This is a genomic window from Porphyromonas pogonae (assembly GCF_036320655.1).
Classification (GTDB): Bacteria; Bacteroidota; Bacteroidia; order Bacteroidales; family Porphyromonadaceae; genus Porphyromonas; species Porphyromonas pogonae.
The window spans coordinates 53,780-75,271 of sequence record NZ_CP143258.1; the positions used below are offsets into that span (position 1 = coordinate 53,780).

The 21,492-nt window shown below is 42.0% G+C and carries 24 protein-coding genes; 12 read left to right on the plus strand and 12 right to left on the minus strand.

What is annotated here, in order from left to right; genetic code table 11:
- Window positions 1–48: 48 nt before the first annotated feature.
- The 4 genes from VYJ22_RS00200 to ispF all read left to right on the plus strand — a co-directional run bounded on the left by VYJ22_RS00200 (window position 49) and on the right by ispF (window position 3,132).
- Complete coding sequence (locus VYJ22_RS00200; protein ID WP_329904319.1) at window positions 49–711, plus strand: redox-sensing transcriptional repressor Rex; 663 nt, start codon at window positions 49–51, stop codon at window positions 709–711.
- A gap of 26 nt (window positions 712–737) precedes the next feature.
- Entirely contained in the window at window positions 738–1,388 is a 651-nt protein-coding gene (locus VYJ22_RS00205) for a fumarylacetoacetate hydrolase family protein (RefSeq protein ID WP_329904320.1), read from the plus strand.
- Window positions 1,389–1,480: 92 nt separating this feature from the next.
- The gene (gene porV / locus VYJ22_RS00210) at window positions 1,481–2,647 is read left to right on the plus strand and encodes a type IX secretion system outer membrane channel protein PorV (RefSeq protein WP_329904321.1); all 1,167 of its coding nucleotides are present in this window, start codon (window positions 1,481–1,483) and stop codon (window positions 2,645–2,647) included.
- A gap of 2 nt (window positions 2,648–2,649) precedes the next feature.
- Window positions 2,650–3,132 carry a 2-C-methyl-D-erythritol 2,4-cyclodiphosphate synthase gene (gene ispF / locus VYJ22_RS00215; RefSeq protein WP_329905622.1) on the plus strand — a complete coding sequence of 161 codons (483 nt, stop codon included), beginning with the start codon at window positions 2,650–2,652 and terminating at the stop codon, window positions 3,130–3,132.
- Window positions 3,133–3,275: 143 nt separating this feature from the next.
- Here ispF and VYJ22_RS00220 read toward each other — a convergent pair whose 3' ends face one another.
- From VYJ22_RS00220 to VYJ22_RS00230, 3 genes are all read right to left on the minus strand, one after another.
- Window positions 3,276–4,436, minus strand: a complete 1,161-nt coding sequence (locus tag VYJ22_RS00220; RefSeq protein WP_329904323.1) for an iron-containing alcohol dehydrogenase — start codon at window positions 4,434–4,436, stop codon at window positions 3,276–3,278.
- An 82-nt stretch (window positions 4,437–4,518) separates the two neighbouring features.
- Window positions 4,519–5,097, minus strand: coding sequence for a GNAT family N-acetyltransferase (locus VYJ22_RS00225; RefSeq protein ID WP_329904324.1), 579 nt, complete (start codon window positions 5,095–5,097; stop codon window positions 4,519–4,521).
- Between the two features lie 55 nt (window positions 5,098–5,152).
- Complete coding sequence (locus VYJ22_RS00230; RefSeq protein ID WP_329904325.1) at window positions 5,153–5,527, minus strand: MerR family transcriptional regulator; 375 nt, start codon at window positions 5,525–5,527, stop codon at window positions 5,153–5,155.
- Between the two features lie 314 nt (window positions 5,528–5,841).
- Between VYJ22_RS00230 and VYJ22_RS00235 the strand changes: the two genes are divergently transcribed.
- Window positions 5,842–6,801 carry an NAD(P)-dependent oxidoreductase gene (locus VYJ22_RS00235; RefSeq protein ID WP_329904327.1) on the plus strand — a complete coding sequence of 320 codons (960 nt, stop codon included), beginning with the start codon at window positions 5,842–5,844 and terminating at the stop codon, window positions 6,799–6,801.
- A 115-nt stretch (window positions 6,802–6,916) separates the two neighbouring features.
- Here VYJ22_RS00235 and VYJ22_RS00240 read toward each other — a convergent pair whose 3' ends face one another.
- Window positions 6,917–8,446, minus strand: coding sequence for a glycoside hydrolase family 10 protein (locus VYJ22_RS00240; protein ID WP_329904328.1), 1,530 nt, complete (start codon window positions 8,444–8,446; stop codon window positions 6,917–6,919).
- Between the two features lie 228 nt (window positions 8,447–8,674).
- Here VYJ22_RS00240 and VYJ22_RS00245 point away from each other — a divergent pair, with 228 nt between their 5' ends.
- From VYJ22_RS00245 to VYJ22_RS00270, 6 genes are all read left to right on the plus strand, one after another.
- Window positions 8,675–8,992 carry a metal-sulfur cluster assembly factor gene (locus VYJ22_RS00245; RefSeq protein WP_329904329.1) on the plus strand — a complete coding sequence of 106 codons (318 nt, stop codon included), beginning with the start codon at window positions 8,675–8,677 and terminating at the stop codon, window positions 8,990–8,992.
- Window positions 8,993–9,041: 49 nt separating this feature from the next.
- The gene (locus tag VYJ22_RS00250) at window positions 9,042–9,860 is read left to right on the plus strand and encodes a UDP-2,3-diacylglucosamine diphosphatase (RefSeq protein WP_329904331.1); all 819 of its coding nucleotides are present in this window, start codon (window positions 9,042–9,044) and stop codon (window positions 9,858–9,860) included.
- Window positions 9,861–10,180: 320 nt separating this feature from the next.
- Window positions 10,181–10,780 (plus strand): TetR/AcrR family transcriptional regulator, encoded by a 600-nt coding sequence (locus tag VYJ22_RS00255; RefSeq protein WP_329904332.1) that lies wholly within the window; start codon window positions 10,181–10,183, stop codon window positions 10,778–10,780.
- A gap of 30 nt (window positions 10,781–10,810) precedes the next feature.
- Window positions 10,811–11,815, plus strand: a complete 1,005-nt coding sequence (locus VYJ22_RS00260) for a catalase family protein (RefSeq protein ID WP_329904333.1) — start codon at window positions 10,811–10,813, stop codon at window positions 11,813–11,815.
- Between the two features lie 39 nt (window positions 11,816–11,854).
- Window positions 11,855–12,484, plus strand: a complete 630-nt coding sequence (locus VYJ22_RS00265; RefSeq protein WP_329904334.1) for an NAD(P)H-dependent oxidoreductase — start codon at window positions 11,855–11,857, stop codon at window positions 12,482–12,484.
- Between the two features lie 84 nt (window positions 12,485–12,568).
- Window positions 12,569–12,979: a DoxX family protein gene (locus tag VYJ22_RS00270; protein WP_329904335.1), complete on the plus strand. Its 411-nt coding sequence runs from the start codon at window positions 12,569–12,571 to the stop codon at window positions 12,977–12,979.
- A 169-nt stretch (window positions 12,980–13,148) separates the two neighbouring features.
- On the opposite strand, the gene VYJ22_RS00275 is transcribed toward VYJ22_RS00270, so the two are convergent.
- From VYJ22_RS00275 to VYJ22_RS00310, 8 genes are all read right to left on the minus strand, one after another.
- Entirely contained in the window at window positions 13,149–13,565 is a 417-nt protein-coding gene (locus VYJ22_RS00275; protein ID WP_329904336.1) for an organic hydroperoxide resistance protein, read from the minus strand.
- Between the two features lie 14 nt (window positions 13,566–13,579).
- Entirely contained in the window at window positions 13,580–14,584 is a 1,005-nt protein-coding gene (locus VYJ22_RS00280) for an NADP-dependent oxidoreductase (RefSeq protein WP_329904337.1), read from the minus strand.
- 1,492 nt (window positions 14,585–16,076) lie between these two features.
- Window positions 16,077–17,240, minus strand: a complete 1,164-nt coding sequence (locus VYJ22_RS00285) for a cytochrome d ubiquinol oxidase subunit II (RefSeq protein ID WP_329904338.1) — start codon at window positions 17,238–17,240, stop codon at window positions 16,077–16,079.
- 33 nt (window positions 17,241–17,273) lie between these two features.
- Window positions 17,274–18,863 carry a cytochrome ubiquinol oxidase subunit I gene (locus tag VYJ22_RS00290; RefSeq protein ID WP_329904339.1) on the minus strand — a complete coding sequence of 530 codons (1,590 nt, stop codon included), beginning with the start codon at window positions 18,861–18,863 and terminating at the stop codon, window positions 17,274–17,276.
- A gap of 44 nt (window positions 18,864–18,907) precedes the next feature.
- A complete protein-coding gene (locus VYJ22_RS00295) occupies window positions 18,908–19,147 on the minus strand; it encodes a DUF4492 domain-containing protein (protein WP_329904340.1) in 240 nt (79 codons plus the stop codon).
- Window positions 19,148–19,315: 168 nt separating this feature from the next.
- Complete coding sequence (locus tag VYJ22_RS00300) at window positions 19,316–19,591, minus strand: DUF4834 family protein (RefSeq protein WP_329904341.1); 276 nt, start codon at window positions 19,589–19,591, stop codon at window positions 19,316–19,318.
- A 47-nt stretch (window positions 19,592–19,638) separates the two neighbouring features.
- Window positions 19,639–20,325 (minus strand): CDP-diacylglycerol--serine O-phosphatidyltransferase, encoded by a 687-nt coding sequence (gene pssA / locus VYJ22_RS00305; RefSeq protein ID WP_329904342.1) that lies wholly within the window; start codon window positions 20,323–20,325, stop codon window positions 19,639–19,641.
- A gap of 19 nt (window positions 20,326–20,344) precedes the next feature.
- The gene (locus tag VYJ22_RS00310; protein ID WP_329904343.1) at window positions 20,345–21,010 is read right to left on the minus strand and encodes a phosphatidylserine decarboxylase family protein; all 666 of its coding nucleotides are present in this window, start codon (window positions 21,008–21,010) and stop codon (window positions 20,345–20,347) included.
- A 247-nt stretch (window positions 21,011–21,257) separates the two neighbouring features.
- Between VYJ22_RS00310 and VYJ22_RS00315 the strand changes: the two genes are divergently transcribed.
- A complete protein-coding gene (locus VYJ22_RS00315; protein ID WP_329904344.1) occupies window positions 21,258–21,464 on the plus strand; it encodes a hypothetical protein in 207 nt (68 codons plus the stop codon).
- Window positions 21,465–21,492 lie beyond the last annotated feature (28 nt).

The following is a 21,492-nucleotide window of genomic DNA, read 5'->3' on the forward strand; positions in this document are numbered from 1 at the left end:
GATTAAAGAAACAATTCTTTTATCTTTGTAAAAGCAAAATTATTGAACATGTCAGGCAATACACTAAGCAACTCCAAATCAAACGAAGGCCTTTTTATACCCGAGCCTTCACTAAGACGCCTTCCATGGTATCTATCGTACGTAAAATTTCTCCAAGCCGAAGGGCAGGAGCAAGTATCATCTACTCAGATCGCGAGAGGCGTTGGTGTGGATTCATCTCTTGTGGCAAAAGATTTGTCATATGTAGACCTACAGGGAAGAACACGTGTGGGCTATAAAATCAATGAGATGATAGCCGTACTGGATGATTTTCTCGGATTTACCACCACGCACAAAGCGGTAATCTTTGGGGTGGGTAGTCTGGGAGCAGCACTACTATCGGATCACGGACTCAGACAGTTCGGCCTGGAAATAGTGGCCGGCTTTGATGTCAAATCCGAATTGATAGGCAAAACTCTGGAAGGAACACCCATATATCATATGGATGAACTCAGCTCCAAAATAGATTTATCCGTTGTAAACATCGCTATCCTCACGGTGCCCATACAATCGGCTCAGGATGTTACCAACAAAATTATCGATTATGGTTTCAGAGCTATCTGGAATTTTACACCTTTTCGTATCAGCGTGCCTGAAGGTGTAGTGGTACAGAATACTTCTATGTATGCTCATCTGGCTGTAATGTTCAACAGAATGAAGAGTAACGGATAATCATCGAAATTATACCCGTAAGCTGAATGAAAATGATTGCCGTAGGGATGAACTATCCCAAACATACGGAAGAGATAGCACCCATCGTAGGACATAAGTTGATGGGCGGAGACGTTGCTATGGCAGCTAAAGAGCCGGTACTTTTTCTCAAAGGCGATGCTCCGGTAAGGCAGGGATTCCCGTTTTTTATCCCTGACTTCAGCAAGCGTATCGACTACGAGGCCGAGATCATAGTAAAGATCAACCGTACGGGCAAATATATCGCAGAGCGTTTCGCTCACAGATATTACAGCGAAGTAAGCATAGGCGTTGACTTCACAGCACGCGATCTCCAGAAGGATGCGGTGGCAAAAGGCCTTCCGTGGTCCAACGCCAAAGCTTTTGACGGATGTGCCGCATTGGGCAACTTTATATCCGTAGAGAGCCTTGGGGATAGAGGCGTGCAGGATATAGACTTCTCTTTGTGTATAGACGGCCACACGGTGCAACAAGGCAATACCTCACAGATGTTGCATACAATAGATCATATCATAGCCTATGCAAGCATGTTCTACACACTCAAGATAGGGGACATCATATTCACCGGTACGCCTGCCGGAGTGGGACCCGTACAGATAGGCCAGAGACTTGAAGGGTTCATCAGAGATCAAAAATTGCTGGAAATAGACATCAAATAAAAGATTACGGGTAACCTCCGACACAGTAATGTTTATTCTTTACTCTTTCTTTTATACCTTTAGACCATAATTTTCAAAAACACACCCTGATAATGAATATAAAAAGAATAGTTTTGTCCATGGGACTGGGAGTAACATTAGCTTTGACCGCGGGAAGCATCGACGTCTTGGCTCAGAACTTCAATCCTATCCTGACAGGTGTACCATCGATCAACATTACTCCGGATGCGCGGGCAGCGGGTTTGGGTGATCAAGGAACATCAACCTCTCCAGACGAATACTCTCAATATTGGAATGCATCCAAATATGCTTTTATGGACAGTAAGGCATCTTTCAACTTCTCTTATACTCCGTGGTTGTCCAAGCTTGTCAATGATATAGCCTTGTATGAGATAGGAGGGCATTATAAGATAGGCACCAAGGACAATCAGGCCATCAGTGCTTCACTTCGTTTCTTCGATATGGGCAAGGTGGATCAGTGGGATGATATGGGACAGTCGCTGGGTGTGGCTCATCCCAATGAAATGGCAATAGACTTTGCATACTCACGCAAACTGAGTCCTTACTTCTCAATGGCATTGGGCATGCGATATATCCACTCCAATCAAGATTTGAAAGAGGGGAACGGGTCAGGTCATGCTTTTGCCATGGATATATCCGGATTCTTCAATAAGACTTATAGTATCTTCCATAAAGATGTAGTATGGTCAGCAGGGTTCAATGTAAAAAATATAGGGACCAAGGTAAACTACGGAGATTCCGGCCCAAACAATAACTTCATCCCCTCCAATCTGGGCATAGGCACAGGGATATCCATCGCATTCGATCAGATGAATACCCTGGCAATCCACACGGAGTTTAACAAACTTTTGGTACCTACCCCCCCCTTGTATGACCCCAAAGATGTGGATAAGGATAAGAAAAGAGAAAACTACTTCAATACTTCTTCTATAGGTGGTATATTCAAATCATTCGGAGATGCACCCAAAGGTTTTGCGGAAGAGATGAAAGAGATTAGTTGGTCTATAGGTACGGAATATGGTTTCAACAATCAGTTTTTCGGAAGAGCAGGCTATCACTTCATGCACCCTGACAAGGGTAATCTCCAATTCATGACCTTGGGTGCGGGCTTCAAACACAAGGTATTCAGAGTAGATGTATCTTACCTGATATCTACTGTGCAAAGCAATCCTCTGGATCAGACATTCCGACTGACTGTAGGGCTAAATATTCCTGAACTCAAAAACTTATTTCGCTGATGATTCCATATAGAACCGGATTTGGCTACGACGTACACCGTCTCGAAGCGGGCTATCCTCTGTGGTTGGGGGGAATAAAGATAGATCATGATAAAGGACTCGAAGGGCACTCTGATGCCGACGTGGTAATACACGCTATTTGTGATGCCTTGTTGGGTGCAGCAGCATTGGGAGATATAGGAGTGCATTTTCCACCCACGGATATGAAATATAAAGGTATAGACAGCAAGGTGCTGCTGGAACATGTGGTAAACCTGCTTATGGATAAAGGATTTGAGATAGGTAATATAGATGCTACCATAGCTGCGGAAAAGCCCAAGCTTAACCCTCATATCCCACAGATGCGTAAAATACTGGCTGAGGTGATGAACTTGCCTCAAGATCGTATCTCACTCAAAGCTACAACGACAGAGCGCCTCGGGTTTACAGGGCGTATGGAAGGAATGGCGTGCTATGCCACAGCCCTTATCGCAGAGAAGAACTAACAATAAAATGGGTGAGATATTAAAGACATTTCTTTGACATCCACCTTGACTGATAGATAAAGAAATGCCCTGCCGGGAAGATCCGGGCAGGGCTTTTACACGTTTAATATATCAACGGGGTGTGTATGCTACAGCGAAGCTTGTTAGGCTTTGCGCGGGTACACACTCTCCAATATCTGGCGAGAGATGCTCGACTCGATATTCATGTTTTCGCCCATCTTGACTCCACGTTCAGCAAAACGTTTTTCTATTTCCAAGATAACATCATGGCTTACTTCCATCTCTTCAAGACGAGTCTTGAGCCCGAGAGAACGGAAGAAATCTTCTGTCTTCTCTATGGCTTGGGTTATACGGTCGTCCTCTTCACCTTCAGTGATGCCCCACACACGCTCGGCATACTGCAACATCTTTCCTCTTTTCTGTCCATACCCAAGCACTCGCATAGTACCCGGCATAACGATAGAAAGCGTGTGTCCGTGAGTAATGCCGGTGAGGGCTGTAAGTTCATGTCCGATGCCATGTGTAGCCCAGTCCTGCGATACCCCCATAGCAATAAAGCCATTGAGAGCCATGGTAGAACACAACATCATTTCGGCACGAGCATCATAGTTCTGAGGATCCTGACGTATAATAGGAGCTATTTCTGTGAGGGTAAGCATAAGGCTTTCAGCCCATCTATCCATCAGACGGCTCTGTCCGGTAACCGTGAGATACTGCTCCAATGTATGTACAAAGGTATCTGCTATACCGCATGAGACTTGATACTCAGGAAGAGAATAAGTGTACTCCGGATCAAGAATGGAGAATACGGGGAACTCTCCGGCAAAAGCAAACTTCTCCTTGGTGGCAAGGCACGAGATTACGCCTCCGTTGTTCATCTCCGATCCTGTAGCGGGTATAGTAAGTACTGTACCCAACGGTATGGTTTTATTTCGGATCTTATGTGACTTTACCAAATCCCAAGCATCCATATCAGAGAGTATAGCTCCTGCTATAAGTTTACTGCCATCGATAACCGATCCGCCTCCCACAGCCAAGATAAAACCCACATTGTGCTCACGCCCCAGTTCAATAGCTTTTCTGAGAGTCTCTACTTTAGGATTGGCCTCAATACCCCAAAATTCTATGGTATTGTGGTCTTTCAATGCTTCTTTTACAGCATCATAAACTCCATTTTTCTTTACACTACCGCCGCCAAAGGTAATCAGTACAGGGACAGACTGTGGTACCCGTTTGGAAAGCTCGGACACCATACCTTTGCCAAAGATCAATTCGGTAGGATTTCTGAATTTAAAATTATTCATATAGCAATACAATATATATAAGTGATTAATTGTATAGATGGAACAAATACCCCATATGAATGTTCATTCACATCAAATAAAATCAATGAAATCGATAAACTTTGTGGTGTATGAGATCAGCAATACGAGATATTTCGGCTCTATCTGCCGGCACTGTAGCCATCAGCACCAATGGAACAGACTTGGCTGTGGGGCGATAAGGAGGCTGAAAATAATCGAAAGGCATCTGCTGGAAACCCAAACGCTCATAGAAGCGGATACGACGGCTGGCCATAAGTCCGTCATGAGGCTCTGCTTCCAAAACCAAAGGGCTGGATGGAGCTAAAGACTTTACAGCATTGATCACCATGGCGCCAAACCCTTTGTTACGATGGCTATGATCAATGGCAAAATGCTCAATGTATACCCAGTTGTCAATATTCCAACGAGTAACAAAACCCACCGGAGCTTCAGTCTCTGTGGCATAAACGATAAAGAGAGTAAAATCAGGTTCGGTATCAAGCAACACTGTAAAATCAGTCCAGGGCCTTCGTTCGTGTTCGGGAAAACTTTGGTGATATACGGGATGTACCAATTGATTTATAGCGTAATCTTTCTCTGTATCCGACAGTCTGTGATATTCTTTGAGTGTGATATGTGAGAGTTTGTCTGATAATATCATAAATAATCATTTTTAGGAAGAGTATATTATGCTACACAGCATATAGTCCATACAATTATCCGGCAGTCATGCATTCTTGCGCCGGCTGAGCTTCAGGCTCTATTACATCTAGAGCCTTTTTTAAACTGACGAGTTCATTCCTTATACTTTTCATACGACTGATGAGTTCTACTTTACGCGCAGCATCATCATAATTCATAGACAATGTCTTACGCGCAGCATCTATTTTCATACCCTTGACCTTGAGCAAGTGCTGCACCGTACGGATATTCTCAATATCCTTATGAGTGTACTTTCTGGTGCCTTTATTGGTAGTGTTGGGACGCAATAAAGGAAACTCCTTCTCCCAATATCGCAGGGTCGACTGCTCCAATTGAAACATAGCCGCGACTTCGCTGATAGAATAGAATATTTTACTATTTGTTTTCATATATAAAACATAATTATAAAAGTGTGTGCGCTACCGCGATATTAACAAAGATAATCATTTACCGTAATTTGTAGCTTTCGCCATCGATATCGTTTTCATTACGCATAAGGATATTAAGTAAGACATCCAGAGATCAATATCTCCTCGGAGCTCTACAGATAAAGATAGAATAAGGATATAAGAAGATGTTAAGTAGAAAGCGAATATAGCCTCAGCATGCACAATCTATCGACTAAAAAATATATACTTGGGAAAGGTTTTGCTATCTTTGGGATAAACACATAGAAGATAGCATAACTCTTAAAGATACACGTATGGCAAAGATATTAATAGCGTTCAATACCCTCAAAGAGGGTTTTGAAGAATTGAAAGAGAAACACCAAGTCACTTTCGCGCCGGAAGGCAGAGACTTTACAGCAGACGAACTCATGGACATGGTAGCTGACTATGATGTACTATGCTCCGTATTTGACATCCCTATAACTAAAGACCTCATAGCAAAAGGGAACAACCTAAAACTGATCTCCAACTATGCAGTAGGCTACAATAATATAGATATTGATTTCGCTCGTGAAAAAGGCATCGTTGTTACTAACACGCCCAAATCAGTGGTGGAACCTACAGCAGAGCTTGCTATGGCATTGATGATGAGTTGCTCGAGAAAAACGGTAGAATTGGACCGACTCATGAGACAAGAGAGAGATAACCTCAAGATCACGCGTCTGGACAGATTGGGCTGTGATCTCTATGGCAAGACAATAGGCATTGTGGGGTATGGCAATATCGGAGAAGCCGTAGCCCGACGATGTAGAGCCTTTGGGATGAAGGTCCTATACAACAAACGTAATAGGCTGGACGAAGCTACTGAAAAAGAGAAGGAGCTTACCTACGCTTCTTTGGAAGAAATACTGAAACGATGCGATGTTATTTCTGTACATACACCTTACAGCGCTTCGTCTCACCATCTGTTCGGAGAAAAAGAGTTCGGCATGATGAAGGACGGGGCTATATTTATCAATACATCTCGGGGAGCTGTGGTAGACGAAGCGGCTTTGGTCAAAGCACTTCAAAGTGGCACTATACGAGCCGCAGGACTAGATGTTTTTGAGAATAAAGATATCCCCTCGCCTCAGCTCTATGAATTGGAAAATGTGTGTATGACTCCGCACGTAGGCACTCAAACATATGATGCACGCTTATCCATGATACACGAGCTTGTGGATAATGTACTGGGCTTCTTACAAGAAGACCGCCCCATAAGCAGAGTGGTATAAATTGAGTCCCGATATTTCCTTTGCTTCATAAATACCAATCCTTGCATATATCGTAAACATATGCAAGGATTGGTGTTTTTGTATGATAAAGTGCGGCGAATCTTCTTGACCTCTACTATAGCTTTACCGTTATCTTCTTGGCTTTGCTCTCGTTCCAAAACCTATCGATAGTGGTAACGACATATGTGAACTTAAATTTACCGTCACGAAACGGTAGCTTGTAATAAGGCGTATTGGATATGCTTACCAAGGCTCGAGGATCATCAATATCGACTTTGACACCTTTGGGGAAAGCATATACAGCATAGTAATAAGGTTTGGTAGGATCGGCACGACTCTGATCCCGTACATCCTCCCACATCAGTACAAAACCATCAGGTACCCACTCGGCATGTAATGAAGGCACCGCATCCGGGATACCTTGGTACATATGGCTATATTCCGGCAAAAGTGCAGGGTGTTTTTGGTATTTTCGTGTCAGCGTATCAGCAAACCCCTTGTAATTGCTCCAGATGTCTTCGGCAGGCCACCAAGCATTACCCTGCGAGAATCTACGGGCGAGCAACATTTTAGGAGCCATTTGACGCCCATCCATCGTTCTTCGGATATGCTGTCCGAAATAGAGATGCGACTTGCTAGTCATGCTTTTGCTCCACCATTGCGATAATTCTTGATAATCTGCTGCTTTATTACCAATGTTCCAATACAATTGTGGCAATACATAGTCTATCCAACCGCGCTTTTCCCATTCCATTACATCGGCATACAAGTCATCATAGTTTTGTAATCCGTTGGTATTACTTCCTTTGGCCCAGTTCCTTTTGTTACGATATATCCCGAAAGGGCTTATGCCAAATCTCACCCATGGCTTGGTCTCCAAAATGGTTGACTTGATTTCCTTGATCAGCATGTTTACATTTTTCCTGCGCCAGTCGGCTTTGTTGGCAGGAGTATATCCCTCAGGAATACCATAGGTGGCAAAACTTGTTTGATCAGGGAAAGGCTCTCCCGCTACAGGATATGGATAAAAATAATCGTCCATATGTATAGCATCCACATCGTATCGAGACACCACATCCTTGACAATATTACAGATGTAGCCCCTGCATGCCGGGATGCCGGGATCGAAAAAAAGTTGGTTATTATACGTGACAAACCACTCGGGGTGCACGTGGTAAGGATGTTTTAGGCTCAATTTATTAGACAGATTTGCGGATGCCCTGTAAGGATTGATCCAGGCATGTACTTCCATTCCCCTTTTATGGCACTCTTCTATTACAAAAGCGAGAGGATCCCATGCAGGATTGGGCGCTTGTCCTTGCACTCCGGTAAGGAATCTACTCCATGGCTCATAAGGTGAATCATACCAAGCATCGGCTTCGGGACGTATTTGGAAGATTACGGCATTACAGCCCGCACGGCGAAGATCGGATATCCTTGCCAATAGAAGATTTCGTGCCTGATCAGCTGTAAGTCTGCTGTACTCATTGCGGTGGATGGTAGGGACCCAAGCTCCTCGAAATTCTCGTTTGGCAGGAAGATATTCCACTTGCTCTTTCAATGCGCTTTTGCGAGTACCGCAACTTACTGCCAGCATACTTACCGCCAAGGTAAGCACAAGGGCTATCTTACAATGTTTCGACATATACGTCCTATATTTTTCCATGTTTTTACAAGAAGCAAATTTACGTTATAAGGTGCAATGTGACAAATAATGAATTGACTAATAAGCACAGCAATATCAATAGATACATTCTATCGAATCTCTTTTTTATATCATTCTTATCTATGGCTTGAAATGGGTAATGAAAAGGATGAAGTGTAATCTGAGTGTTTTTTCGTATTTTCGTCTAAATTCGCAAACTCAATAATTATGGAAAATGAATTTATGCAACTGGAAGAAAACATCGTAATGATGCTAAAAACGGTGTACGACCCCGAAATTCCGGTAAATATATATGATCTTGGGCTTATTTATAATGTAGATGTTGATGACCAGAACTTCGTCACCATCACCATGACACTTACAGCGCCCAATTGCCCGGCGGCAGACTTTATCATAGAAGATGTAAAAATGAAAGTAGAGAGTATAAAAGGAGTCAAAGGCGTTATGATTAATCTCACTTTTGAGCCTGAGTGGAATAAAGATATGATGAGCGAAGAGGCTTTATTAGAGCTCGGATTTATGTAAATGCCCCCTAGCTCTTTTTGATCTGTACAAACATATTCCAAGCATGTATATGGAACCAACACTCACTCCTCCGGCAAGAACAAAGATATTCTTTACCAGCGATGCCCATTTAGGCTCATACTATCATCAGGATGCTCTTGCAGTCGAGCGAAAACTCACCGCTTGGCTCGATAGTATCAAATACGAAGCCATCGCACTGTATCTTTTGGGAGACATGTTTGATTACTGGTTCGAGTACAAAACGGTAGTTCCCCGAGGGCATGTGCGTTTTCTGGGTAAGCTGGCGGAGTTAAGTGATATGGGTGTAGAGATACATTTTTTTGCAGGCAATCATGATATATGGTTCACCGATTACCTTGGACAAGAGATAGGAGCTACCATACACCATCGCCCCATTATTACCGATCTTCTGGGCAAAAGATTTAGACTATCTCATGGCGACTCCGAATATTGTCCACTAAAGAAAAGTTACAATTTTCTTTATCATGCATTCCGATCGCCCCTACTCATCAAGCTGTACGGAGCCATTCATCCGAGATGGACGGTGGGGTTCGCCATGAACTGGTCATTACGTAGCAGGAAAAAAGGTCTCAAGCAGGAGACAGAGGGCAAGATTCCTCACGCTTATCGCAATGAGTACTTCAATGTGGAAGATGAGTGGCTGGTAAAGTTTTCCAAAGAATACAGTTTACAACACCCTGATATAGATTTCTTTATCTACGGTCACAGGCACATTATGATGGATCTTGCCATCAAAAATGACAAACGGGTCGTTATTTTGGGTGATTGGTTATCTTACTTCTCCTTCGGGGTGTGGGATGGCTCCGCTTTTTATCTCGAGGTGTGGGATCCCCAAGAACAGGCGTGAAATACAAATTCTTTCATAAATTCACCGGAATCGAAGTCATATAATTGACAAATAAAACCAGGACCTGCAGTCATCAGATTTATTATTTCAGACTTTTGCAACAGTCTCAAAAGATTTTCTGTTATCCACATTCCCCTCTCATTAATACACCCAAAAACAAATCCCGCTTAAAAAAGGAAGTTTGAGTGATGGAAGTTAAGACCTTCTATCTCTATCCCCTACTTGTTTTTTTAAGATAAAACAAAGCAACCCTCAGAAATGAACGATTATTCATTCGCTTTTCTTATATTTGCATTATCAAACATAAAGAAAAACGAATTATGGGGTTGGACAACTTGACGGAAACATTACCGGAAAAGGAATTAGCACTGCTCAAAGCAGCATTGGAGATGATCAATAACAGTGGCTTTCATGATGCGCCCATGTCCAAGATTGCAAAAAACGCGGGCGTAGCTGTAGGCACTATCTACATTTACTTCAAGAGTAAGCAAGAGCTTATCAACAAGCTTTATATCACTGTAAAACGTGATTTCTGCCAAAAAGCCTTCGGCAACATCGAGCTAAACGAGCATAAACCTGACGAAGCTACTTTCCGCCAACTATGGTACAATATTGCAAACTACAAAATTAAAAATAAAGCAGAGTCGGCCTTTCTGATGCAATGCGACACATCTCCCATTGTAGACAAAGAGACTTTCAAGAAAGGAATCGAATTCATGAATCCTTTATTGGAGATATGGCAATATGGCAAAGAAAATAAAATCATCAAAGATGTTTCGAGCTATCTGCTTTACGCCTATTTTGTATATCCTATCAATTTCCTCATTTTCACAGCATATGAGAGATATGACAGCCAAGAGTGCGAAAGCCTTTTCGGAGAAGCCTATCGTGCCGCATGGGATGCTATCAAATTGAGATAAAACAGACCGAACAAACATACACACAAAAACATGATCGATCAATCAAAAGAACAGCAGCTCATAGCCGAAATGGAATCCATCCTACAAGAAAAGATGGAGAAGGACTATGCACAAGGCGAAACCAAGCGTGATGCTCACCCTAAAACATTGGGACTGATGCAAGCTAAGTTCCGCGTTATGGAAGATATTCCCTCTCAAGTGTCACAGGTGGCAGGAATTTTTTCTACTCCGGGCGAATATCAGGCATGGGTAAGATTTTCCAACGCCAGCGGCAGTATACAATCCGACCAAAAGAAGGACTTCCGCGGCATAGGCATCAAACTGATGGGTGTAGAAGGAGAAAGGCTCAATCAGGATGAGAAGCAAACTCAAGATTTTTTGCTGATGACCTATCCTATCATGCCTTTGGGTACTGTACAGCTTTTCCGTGATGCAGTATATTACTCCATCAAGAAAAGTCCGCTACTCCTCGTGCTCAAATTTCTCTTTGGTGGCCATGCTTCCATACTCAAGCATCTTGCCCAAGGCAAGAAACACGACACATCTCCCCTTGATCTCAATTACTGGAGCACCACTCCCTATAGATTGGGTGATACGGCTGTAAAATACAAATTAGTACCGACCTCCACTTATCGGTCTGCTCTCCCTTCGCATCTTACCTCTGATTATCTGCGGGATAATATGAAAAAACATTTACAGAATGCACCTGCAACGTTCGATTTCATGATACAGTATTTCAAGGACGAGCAAACCACTCCTATCGAAGATGCAGCCATCGAATGGAAAGAATTTGATGCGCCTTATATCAAAGTGGCAGAGCTCAGTATAGATCCGCAGGATTTCTGTACTGCACGCCACGAAGAACTCAGTGAAGCTCTCACATTCTCCCCCTCCAATACACTCAAAGCCAATGAACCTCTTGGAGGTATCAATCGTGCCCGCATCACGATCTATAGGAACCTGAGCCTCTTTCGCCACCGCCGAAACGGCAAGAAGCTGTATGAGCCCCTGCCGGAAAATATTACAAAAGATTAGTCCCGTTTACTATTAATAACAATAAAACTTATTTTGATTATGGAATTAACTAAAGCCCTAGAATGGCGCTATGCGACTAAAAAGTTCGATACTGAGAAAAAAGTGAGCGAAGAAGACCTCGCTACAATTAAGGAAGCTATCCGACTTTCTCCCTCATCCATAGGATTACAACCTTACGTGGTATTGACCGTAAAAGATCCGGCAATACGTCAGCAACTACAACCTTTGGCTTGGGGACAACCACAAATCACCGAAGCTTCGCACCTGCTTGTTTTTTGTAACATGACTTCCCTTCCGGCTGAATATATCGATGCTTGTGCCGAACTGCACCGATCTGAACGCAATGGTGACGAAGCCATGGTACAACAATTCAAAGGGGTGGCTGCTAAAATAGCATCCGACAAAAATGCCGAACAACTTGCCGCATGGACAGCCCACGAAACGTTTATTAGCGTAGGCATAGCTATAGCAGCATGCGCAGAGCTCAAGATAGATGCTTGTCCTATGGGAGGTTTCGAACCCAAGGAAGTAAATCGTATTCTTGGACTTGATGCTCAGGGACTCAATGCCGTTCACATCCTACCTATTGGTTACAGATCTGCAGAGGATGCTTACGAAAAGCTACCCAAAGTACGCAAACCGGAAACGATGCTTTTTCCTGAAATTTAATATTTAAACTCAACCCTCTTCTTATACGTCGGCATGCCTACACTTTTTGAGTACAGGCTCCGGCGTATAAAACAAACATTTACTATGCAGAATAAAAAAATCAGCTCATACATCATGCAAGGCCTGCGCTATCTTCTTGCTGTATTTATGATATACGCAGGGGCCCAACACTTCATGAAACCTTTGTTTTACATTCCTTTTGTTCCGGCATTTTTGCCTTGGAAAGAATGTATAGTATTGCTCTCAGGTATTGCGGAAGTATTGGTAGGAGCATGCCTTTTCTTTCCTCCTCGTATATCTCGTTGGGGAGGACTTGCGGTATTTGTGATGATGCTTGTGTTTATGCCCATTCATATTTGGGATGTTTTCTCAGATACACCGGCCATAGGCAATCATAAAGTTGCTATTATACGTGTCTTTGTACAGATTATTTTCCTTCTTTGGACATGGAGCGTTTATAGGTTCCTATCCCGCAAAAACCAATACAACGCCTAAGCCCAAAAAGTAAAAATCCGTTCCGATCTCTCAGCAATAATAGGGGCTGTCCTAAGATCTTATTAAAGACTAAGGACAGCCCCGGCTGTTTTTTCAAAGGATTAAATTAGTTATAAAACAAGTAACAAATAGGAATACTGATTGGCTCAACCAAGAGCAATCAATGGCATTACAATAGCTTTACCTCAACGTCGATATTACCTCGGGTAGCATTGGAATAGGGACAAACCTGATGAGCCTGAGCAATAAGTTGCTCCCCGACCTCTCTTTCCACATCCGGGATAAGTACCTCAATGGTCACAGCCAAGCTGAAGCCACCATTTTCATTAGCACCGATACCCACCTTTGCAGTAGTCTCGGTGGTTTTGAGCCGTATACGCTGCTTACGAGCCACCAGATTCAATGCACTATCGAAGCAAGCAGCATAACCTGCCGCAAAAAGTTGCTCAGGATTGGTAAAAGCACCGCCTTTACCTCCCATCTCTTTGGGTATTTCGATCTTAAAATCCAGTACGCCATCGGCTGACGACACTTTACCTTCACGTCCGCCTACCGCGGTAGCTTGTGTTTGATATATAAGTTGCATAAAATTGATTTTTATTATTTTGACACTTTGACGAGTAGTTTACCGGTATTTCTTCCTTCAAAAAGTCCGATGAAAGCTTCGGGCAGCTTATCGAACCCTTGCAATACAGTCTCATGATAAAGAAGTTTTCCTTCTTTGATCCATTCGGCAAGTTGTTTTATGGCTTCGGGGTAGTACTCATTGTAGTCATTGACTATAAAGCCTTTCATAAGAGCGCTGTTTTTTACCAAAGCGACTTGCGGACGAGGTCCCATAGGCATCTCAGTACTGTTGTAAAGAGAGATCTGCCCACAAAGGATAATCCTCGCAAATCTATTGATGTGAAGCAGTACAGCATCCGATACTTCTCCCCCTACGTTGTCATAATAGACATCCACGCCATTGGGGCAACACTCGGCTACAGCTTTGGAAAGATCTCCGGCTGTCTTATAGTTGATCACGGCATCAAAGCCCAACTCATTCTTCAGGAAGTTTGCCTTCTCCTCACTCCCCGCTATACCCACTACGTGGCAACCCATGATTTTGGCTATTTGACCCACTACCGAACCCACAGCTCCGGCAGCTCCTGATATCACTACTGTTTCACCGGACTTAGGTGCCCCTATACGAGTCAGCCCCAGATAGGCAGTAAGTCCCGGCATACCTAATATACCCAGATAATAACTTGCAGGAGCTATGTTGGCATCCACCTTGTTGAGCTTATCAGCTCGTACCACTTGCTCTTCTTTCCAAGGTAAATTGCCCAGCACAACCTCGCCTTTCGAGAGTGCACCTGACTTGCTTTCCACGACCTCTGCAACTACACCGCCTTCCAGAGGCTTGCCCGTTTCAAAAGGGGGAATGTATGACTTAGAATCCGACATACGGCCTCTCATGTATGGGTCTACAGATATATACAATGCCCGTACAAGGACTTCTCCGTCATGCAATTCATAACTTCCGGATACTTCTTTTATCTCAAAATTGTCGCGAGACACCATTCCCACAGGTCTCGACTTAAAAATAATTTCTCTGTTCATATATTCTTGTTCATTTAATAAAATTCAATGGGTTAAAGATAATGAACGAATATTCATTCTGCAAATATTTTTACAGTTTTCTTTTCATGAGAGAGAAGATTTAACATTTCAAGCACTTATTTCAATGAGTAAAACGAAAAAAGGATAGTCCCCCCGGAAATAGTTTACCACAATATTTACCCCAAGTATAAAGCTCGTTTGTCACTGATGAGTTCATCTGCGATAAGCAATACGAGAGCTGCTACCAACATGAAAGGGCTATGAAAAAAATCTGCTCAAGCTCTTGACAAAGGGGGGTGTGATGTTGTATCTTTGTTGCAAAACACAGCTATCTCCGCACACTACAAATAAATTACCCAACAAACTATAAAGCACAGCCACGGACACCGATATGAATAAGAACATAAATACTGCATTAAGCCCCAAAGCGAATCATCACTTATTCGCAAAATACCGGTACGTGCCCCCGGCATTATATGCCCTTACATTTTGTCAGAATTAGATCTATAAACCCCAAATATCAAAATGTCAGTATGTAAAAAATAGATATAAAACAGACACAAATCGTCCGTAAGCAGAACTTTGCCCTCTGTTTGCGGATTTTTTATTTACATCAGGCAATAAGGATTTTCTTAGTTGCGCTCCAATATTTTTGTAACTAAGAAAAAGTTTTTTTCTAACTAAGACATCAGACTTTCGTAACTAAGAAAATAGTGGAGCGTAACTAAGAAAATAATGAAACGTAACTAAGAAAAAATCATCCTACAATTACAGCACTAATCAATCCCTTAGCACACCCACACCACCTTATTTTGCAATAAAAAGCCATGACGCCTAAAAACAAAAAGAATCAAAGCAGGAATACTACCAACCACAATGGTATAAAAATAAGCATATCAGCATCATTATGACAACCCGAAGTCTAATAAAAATGTAAGTTTTAGCGGCCCTCACACCATTCATCAAAACGCATCACTCACCTACTGAGACCTTTGCATAGCAGGCAAATTGCTTCGTTGCTTGCGAGATTCGCGCTTGGTCATTTACCTCAAGTAAACTCCCTGTGCACTCACTCTTAGCGCCTTGCACTTTACCTTCTCTGCCCGGTCAAAGTGTCTTTTGTCGGCTTTCCCTCCAAAATCCATGAGACTGTTGACTTTTGCAACAGTCTCCTACTGGACTACCTAACTTTATCTGGAGACTAAGTTGAGCCGCAAAAGAATTAACTTTACACAATTGGAACAAAACATTATGACAAGGGGCTGTCTGCTTAAGCAAAGAGCAAGAATGTGTTAATTCGTCGCCCCTTAAAAAGCATATTTGAGCGATACACTAACCATAAAAATTGTATCGCTCAAATATGCTTTTAAGGATCGAATAAAATAGAATTACAGGTTATGCTTCTTCAGGATTTAGGCTATATAAAGAGAAATCCCTTGAGAAGCCTTATGCTTCTCAAGGGATTTATTCAATCGAGATACTTCTAAGGAGATTAGTAAGTATGATCGGATACTTCCATCTCTTCTTTGGTGATCTTGTGTAAATCCAGAGATCTCCAAGCGTAGTAGATATATGCCAGCACAAAAGGTATGAGTAATGATACATAACTCATAACTTTGAGCGTAAAGGGACTTGAAGAACTATTATAGATCGTGAGCGAACTTTGCATATCTGCCACTGAAGGATAATATGAGGTATTGTTGAGACCGGCTACTAAAAGCATAGCCCATACTGCCAATACTACTCCTGTACCCTCGAGCCAAATACCTTTTTTGAAATGAGGCTTGAGCAGAGTCAGAATAAGACCGGCCAATACGCCTACTACTCCCAAAAGAAAAACAATCAGGACAAGAGGCATAGCCAAGAAATTGTGAAGATATTTGTAGGGTTCGAGTGAGATAATTCCTGTAGCAGGATCTACTGCATACCCCGTAGCTGTGAGCATAAAACCTACGTAAGCCAAGAAAAACACAAGGAAGCATGCGGCATTGACGATAAGTCTCTTGTGGCTTTCCTTTTCCACAAACTCATTGTTGATATTATTGATAAAATAAAGCAATGCTGTGGTACGTGAAAGGAAGAATACTGCCAAGCCCAAAACTACATTCCAAGGATTGAGCACTGCTTCAAGTCCGTGAAGTTGCACTCCTTTGTAAGGGACCCACTGGGAAATAATCTGATTACCTCCCATGATATCCATAATGGAGTTTTTATTGACTATAAAATTGGATCCTGTAAAGAATGTGGATACTGCTGCTCCGAGGAGTACGGGTGCAAGTACTCCATTGACAAAGAGGAATACCTGATAGGTTTTCTTACCCCAGACATTACCGTGCTTACTTTGGTACTCGTAAGAGACTGCCTGAATGATAAAGCAAAACAATATGAGCATCCACACCCAATAGGCTCCACCGAAACTGGTAGAGTAAAAGAGTGGGAATGAAGCAAAGAATGCTCCCCCGAAAGTAACCAGTGTGGTGAAAGTAAACTCCCATTTGCGACCGGTGGAGTTGACCAGCATCTTACGATTGATTTCAGATTTTCCTAAACTGAAAATCAAAGACTGTCCTCCCTGAACGAAAAGGAGAAAAACTAACAAGGCTCCCAACAGCGAAACCAAGCACCACCAATATTGCTGTAATGTTGTATAATCCATATTTGTATGTTTTATTTATCGGTTGAGAATATGTTAGTGATTGCTATTTTCCTGAGTCGGCCCCTGTTTGATAGCTTCAATCATAATCTTAATCTCGGCAATAAGCAAGATAGTAAACAGGATAAAGAATAGGAAGAATGTCACTTTCACGGACGAAACCTCGAGTTTAGATATAGCCGCTTGTACAGGAAGAAGTCCTTGTATTGCCCATGGCTGACGCCCTACTTCAGCAACAATCCAACCGGACTGGCTGGCCATGTAGACAAGTGGTAAGCAAAACAAAGCTACGATATGGAACCATTTTTGAGATCTGAATTTATCAGGCTTCGATGCAAAAATCCATGTAAGGATGAAGAGTAGGATAAAGATTATACCGGCTCCAACCATCAGACGGAAAGAGTAATAAATCATAGGTACATTGGGTACTAGTTGGCTTTTATCCTTGAGATAGCCATAACCAAAATAATTAAAATTATCTTCAAGTGTCTTTCGACTCGATTCCATGGTTACCTTATCATTCTTGGCTTTGGCTTCACTAAAATCCTTGAGTGCACCTATAGCCACTTGTCCTCGACTCATCATGCTATCTGCAGAGAGAGCCACTGTACCGTCTTGCTTTACATATCCGCCATCGAGAATGTTATCAATACCTGGGACAAAGCCATCAACAGTGCGGGTAGCCATCAAAGACAGCATACCGGGAAAAGGAATATTGAAAGCATAAGGATCAACTCCGTCATTGCCGATAGTCTTTTTGGTATTAAGAATACCAAACATGCTGAGGGGAGTACCTTTGCCGTCAGCATTACGGCCTTGTGCATTAGTTTGGCCTCCATCGTAAAGGGCCTCCATCGCAGCAAGTTTCATAGGTTGATGCTGAGCAATGTCATAGGCAGAAGAGTCACCTGTTACGGCTGTAAGGACAGCTGCCAAAAGGCCAAAAGGAGCGATCATTTTGGCATTACGCAAAGCAAAGCCCACGTTTTTCTTCCTTATTAGATACCATGAACAGATAGCCAAGGCAAAAACAGCGCCCAAAGTCCAGCATGAAGTAGCAGTGTGCCAAAACTTGACCATCGCTGTAGGAGACAATGCTACAGCCCAAAAATTTTCCATCTCACTGCGGACTGTCTCAGGATTGAACTTCATGCCCACCGGATTTTGCATCCAAGCATTGGCTATAAGAATCCATATAGCCGAAAGTGTTGCTCCTATAATAGTGAGCCAAGTAGATGTAAGGTGGAAACCTTTACTTACTTTGCCCCATCCAAAAAACATAACAGCAATGAAAGTAGCTTCCATAAAAAACGCTAGGATACCTTCGATAGCCAGTGGAGCACCGAATATATCTCCTACAAACCAGCTATAGTTGGACCAGTTGGTACCAAACTCAAACTCAAGGATGATCCCTGTAGCCACTCCAATAGCAAAGTTGATACCGAAGAGTTTCTGCCAAAACTTTGCCGATTCTTTCCAGAAAGTTTCTCCGGTTCTATAATACTTAGTTTCGGCAATTGCCATAATGACACCTAAGCCCAAAGTCAACGGGACAAACAGCCAATGATACATTGCGGTCAGAGCAAACTGAGCCCTGGACCAATTGAGTAAAGCTTCTAAGTGCATATGAATATTATTTATTGATTATGTTGGTCATATATTATTTGTTATTATTCGTTACCACGTTCAATAAGTTCTTTTTGAACATAACGGGACTGACCATCACGATCAGATGATTGTTGCTTCAGAAAATTGGGGAAAAAGAACAGACGCAGTACAAAAAACATGATAAAGAGCTTAATAATAATAATAGCCCATAGCTTACGTCCAAGTTTCATTTCCCTAAATCCCTGCCTGTAAAAATGATATACCCTCTTAAACGGGTTTTTACGAACCTGTAAATCTTCCATGATCAATAGGTAATTTGAATCACTACAAATATATGGCATAAATATGAGACAAACCTCATATTTATTCTTAAAAAAGATAAATATGAGGCAAATTCAGGGCGCAAAAGAACAAAATCCAATCAAAACCAGGGGGAAGATATCGAATTTTGCCCTATGGATGTGTGAAATTTATTTATTTACTTCTTCAAACTCGACATAGTCATCACTATTCTTTTTTTCAAATTTACGCTTGGCTATATCATCGAAATCTACCTTTTCGGCAGATTTTTCATCTTCTGATTGTGTAGTATCATAATCTCCTCTACGACCGGCATCGGTGTAGTGCCGTGCTCTTTCATTCATTTTTTCCTGCATAGTACGCATGGCTTTATTAAAAGCCCAACGGCTGATATACGGCCACAATAAATAAACAAGCAGGATTACTAATAACAGTATGTAAAACATTTTTTGCCTTGAATAATTAAGTAAGACTTACATTCAAATATAATCAATTAGTTTTTCTTCTCACCAATAACCGACAGTAATATATAAAGTAATACAGCCGGCGCAAATCCGCCAAGATGAAATACTCCTATAGATATAACGCTCAAAATAATCAAAGCGTATCTGCTTTCATTGCCTTTGAAACCCAACCCGTGAATTTTGAATGAAAACATAGGGATCTCACTAATCATGAACCAACAGAATAACAAAATAAAAATGTACATGACAGGGAAAAGAAAATAAGGAGACAAAGCAAAAGGATGCTGATAGAGCATAGACGACAAACCGATCCAGAATAAAGCATTGGACGGGACGGGAAGACCTATAAAAGAGGTGGTCTGACGTGTATCGTTATTGAACTTTGCCAAGCGGAGAGCTGCAAAAACTCCTATAAGAAGAGAAGGTAATGCAAGATAAAGATTACCGGAAAGCTGTAAAACATAAAAAAGTAAGATGGAGGGTGCCACTCCAAAACTCACTACATCTGCCAAAGAGTCCAAATCTTTGCCGATAGGTGACGAAACATGCAGAGCTCTGGCAGCCAAGCCATCGAAAAAATCAAATACAGCCGCAAGGATAATAAGGGCAATAGCCCACTGAACGGAGTTTAGCCACAAAACACAGATTATAGACAACACACCTGACAAAAGATTCATACAGGTGATCGCGTTAGGGATATGTTTTTTGATGTTCATAGCTGTATGTGCTATAAGATTATAATGGAAGACGAGCTATTTGAGTAATATTACCTTGTACATTTTGCTTGAGAGTTACCATTACCTCTGAGTCCAATGGTAAAAAGACATCTACACGTGACCCAAATTTGATAAAGCCCAAATTATCGTTGATCTGAGCTACATCACCGGCTTGCGGATAAGTGACAATGCGTTGTGCTACAGCTCCGGCTATCTGACGCACCAGGATGCGATGACCTTCAGGGGTGCGTATGATTACTGTAGATCTTTCGTTGTCTGTACTGCTTTTGGGTAAATACGCCGCCATAAATTTTCCATTCTGGTGAGAAGAATGCTCCACAACACCATTACACGGAATCCAATTGACATGTATATTGAAAACAGACATAAATATAGATATCTGCTTACAACGACAATGAAGATGCTCAGTCTCCTCCACTTCTTCAATTACAACCACTCTGCCATCTGCGGGAGCCATCACTGATCCCGGCACATCGGCCAACGGGGTCTTACGAGCTTGATAACGAAAGAAATTGAGGACAAGGAGATATAATATGGAAGAGAGGACGAGTACTACCCAAGGGAATACCATACCTCCTGCAAAAGCGAATACTGATGTATTGATCGCTACCAATACGGCAGCCATACTAAAGAGCAAACCGGCTCCTTCTTTATGTATTGTCATTTTTATATATAATGATGGCAATTAAATATTTTTGCAAAGTTAGCTTTTTCATCTGTAATTTCACGCATTTATGATAATTGAGCAGTTTTCATCGTCTTTTATACTGTATCCTTATTTCCAACCTTTATCACTAAAACGCACATCAACATAAAATCTTAACCGATATTTAATATCATTTAGGACATAAACGTTTGGTTTCAACACTTTTATTATTAAATTAACAGTCTCAAATAATATACCCGTAACAATGAATCCTACCCTATATATCATCTTAGTAGTATTGGTAGTCATCATCGTTTTGGTGGCAATACAAACCTTGTATATGCAGGCCCGCAAATGGCTTTCCTACAAGGAACTCAACAGCCCGAAAAACAAATTATGGCTCAAACTTATATACTATTTGCTTATCAGTATAGTCGCGGTATTGCTTTTTACATTGCTCAGAGGCATGTAGGCTTATGCGGATAAATAACGGAAATGGT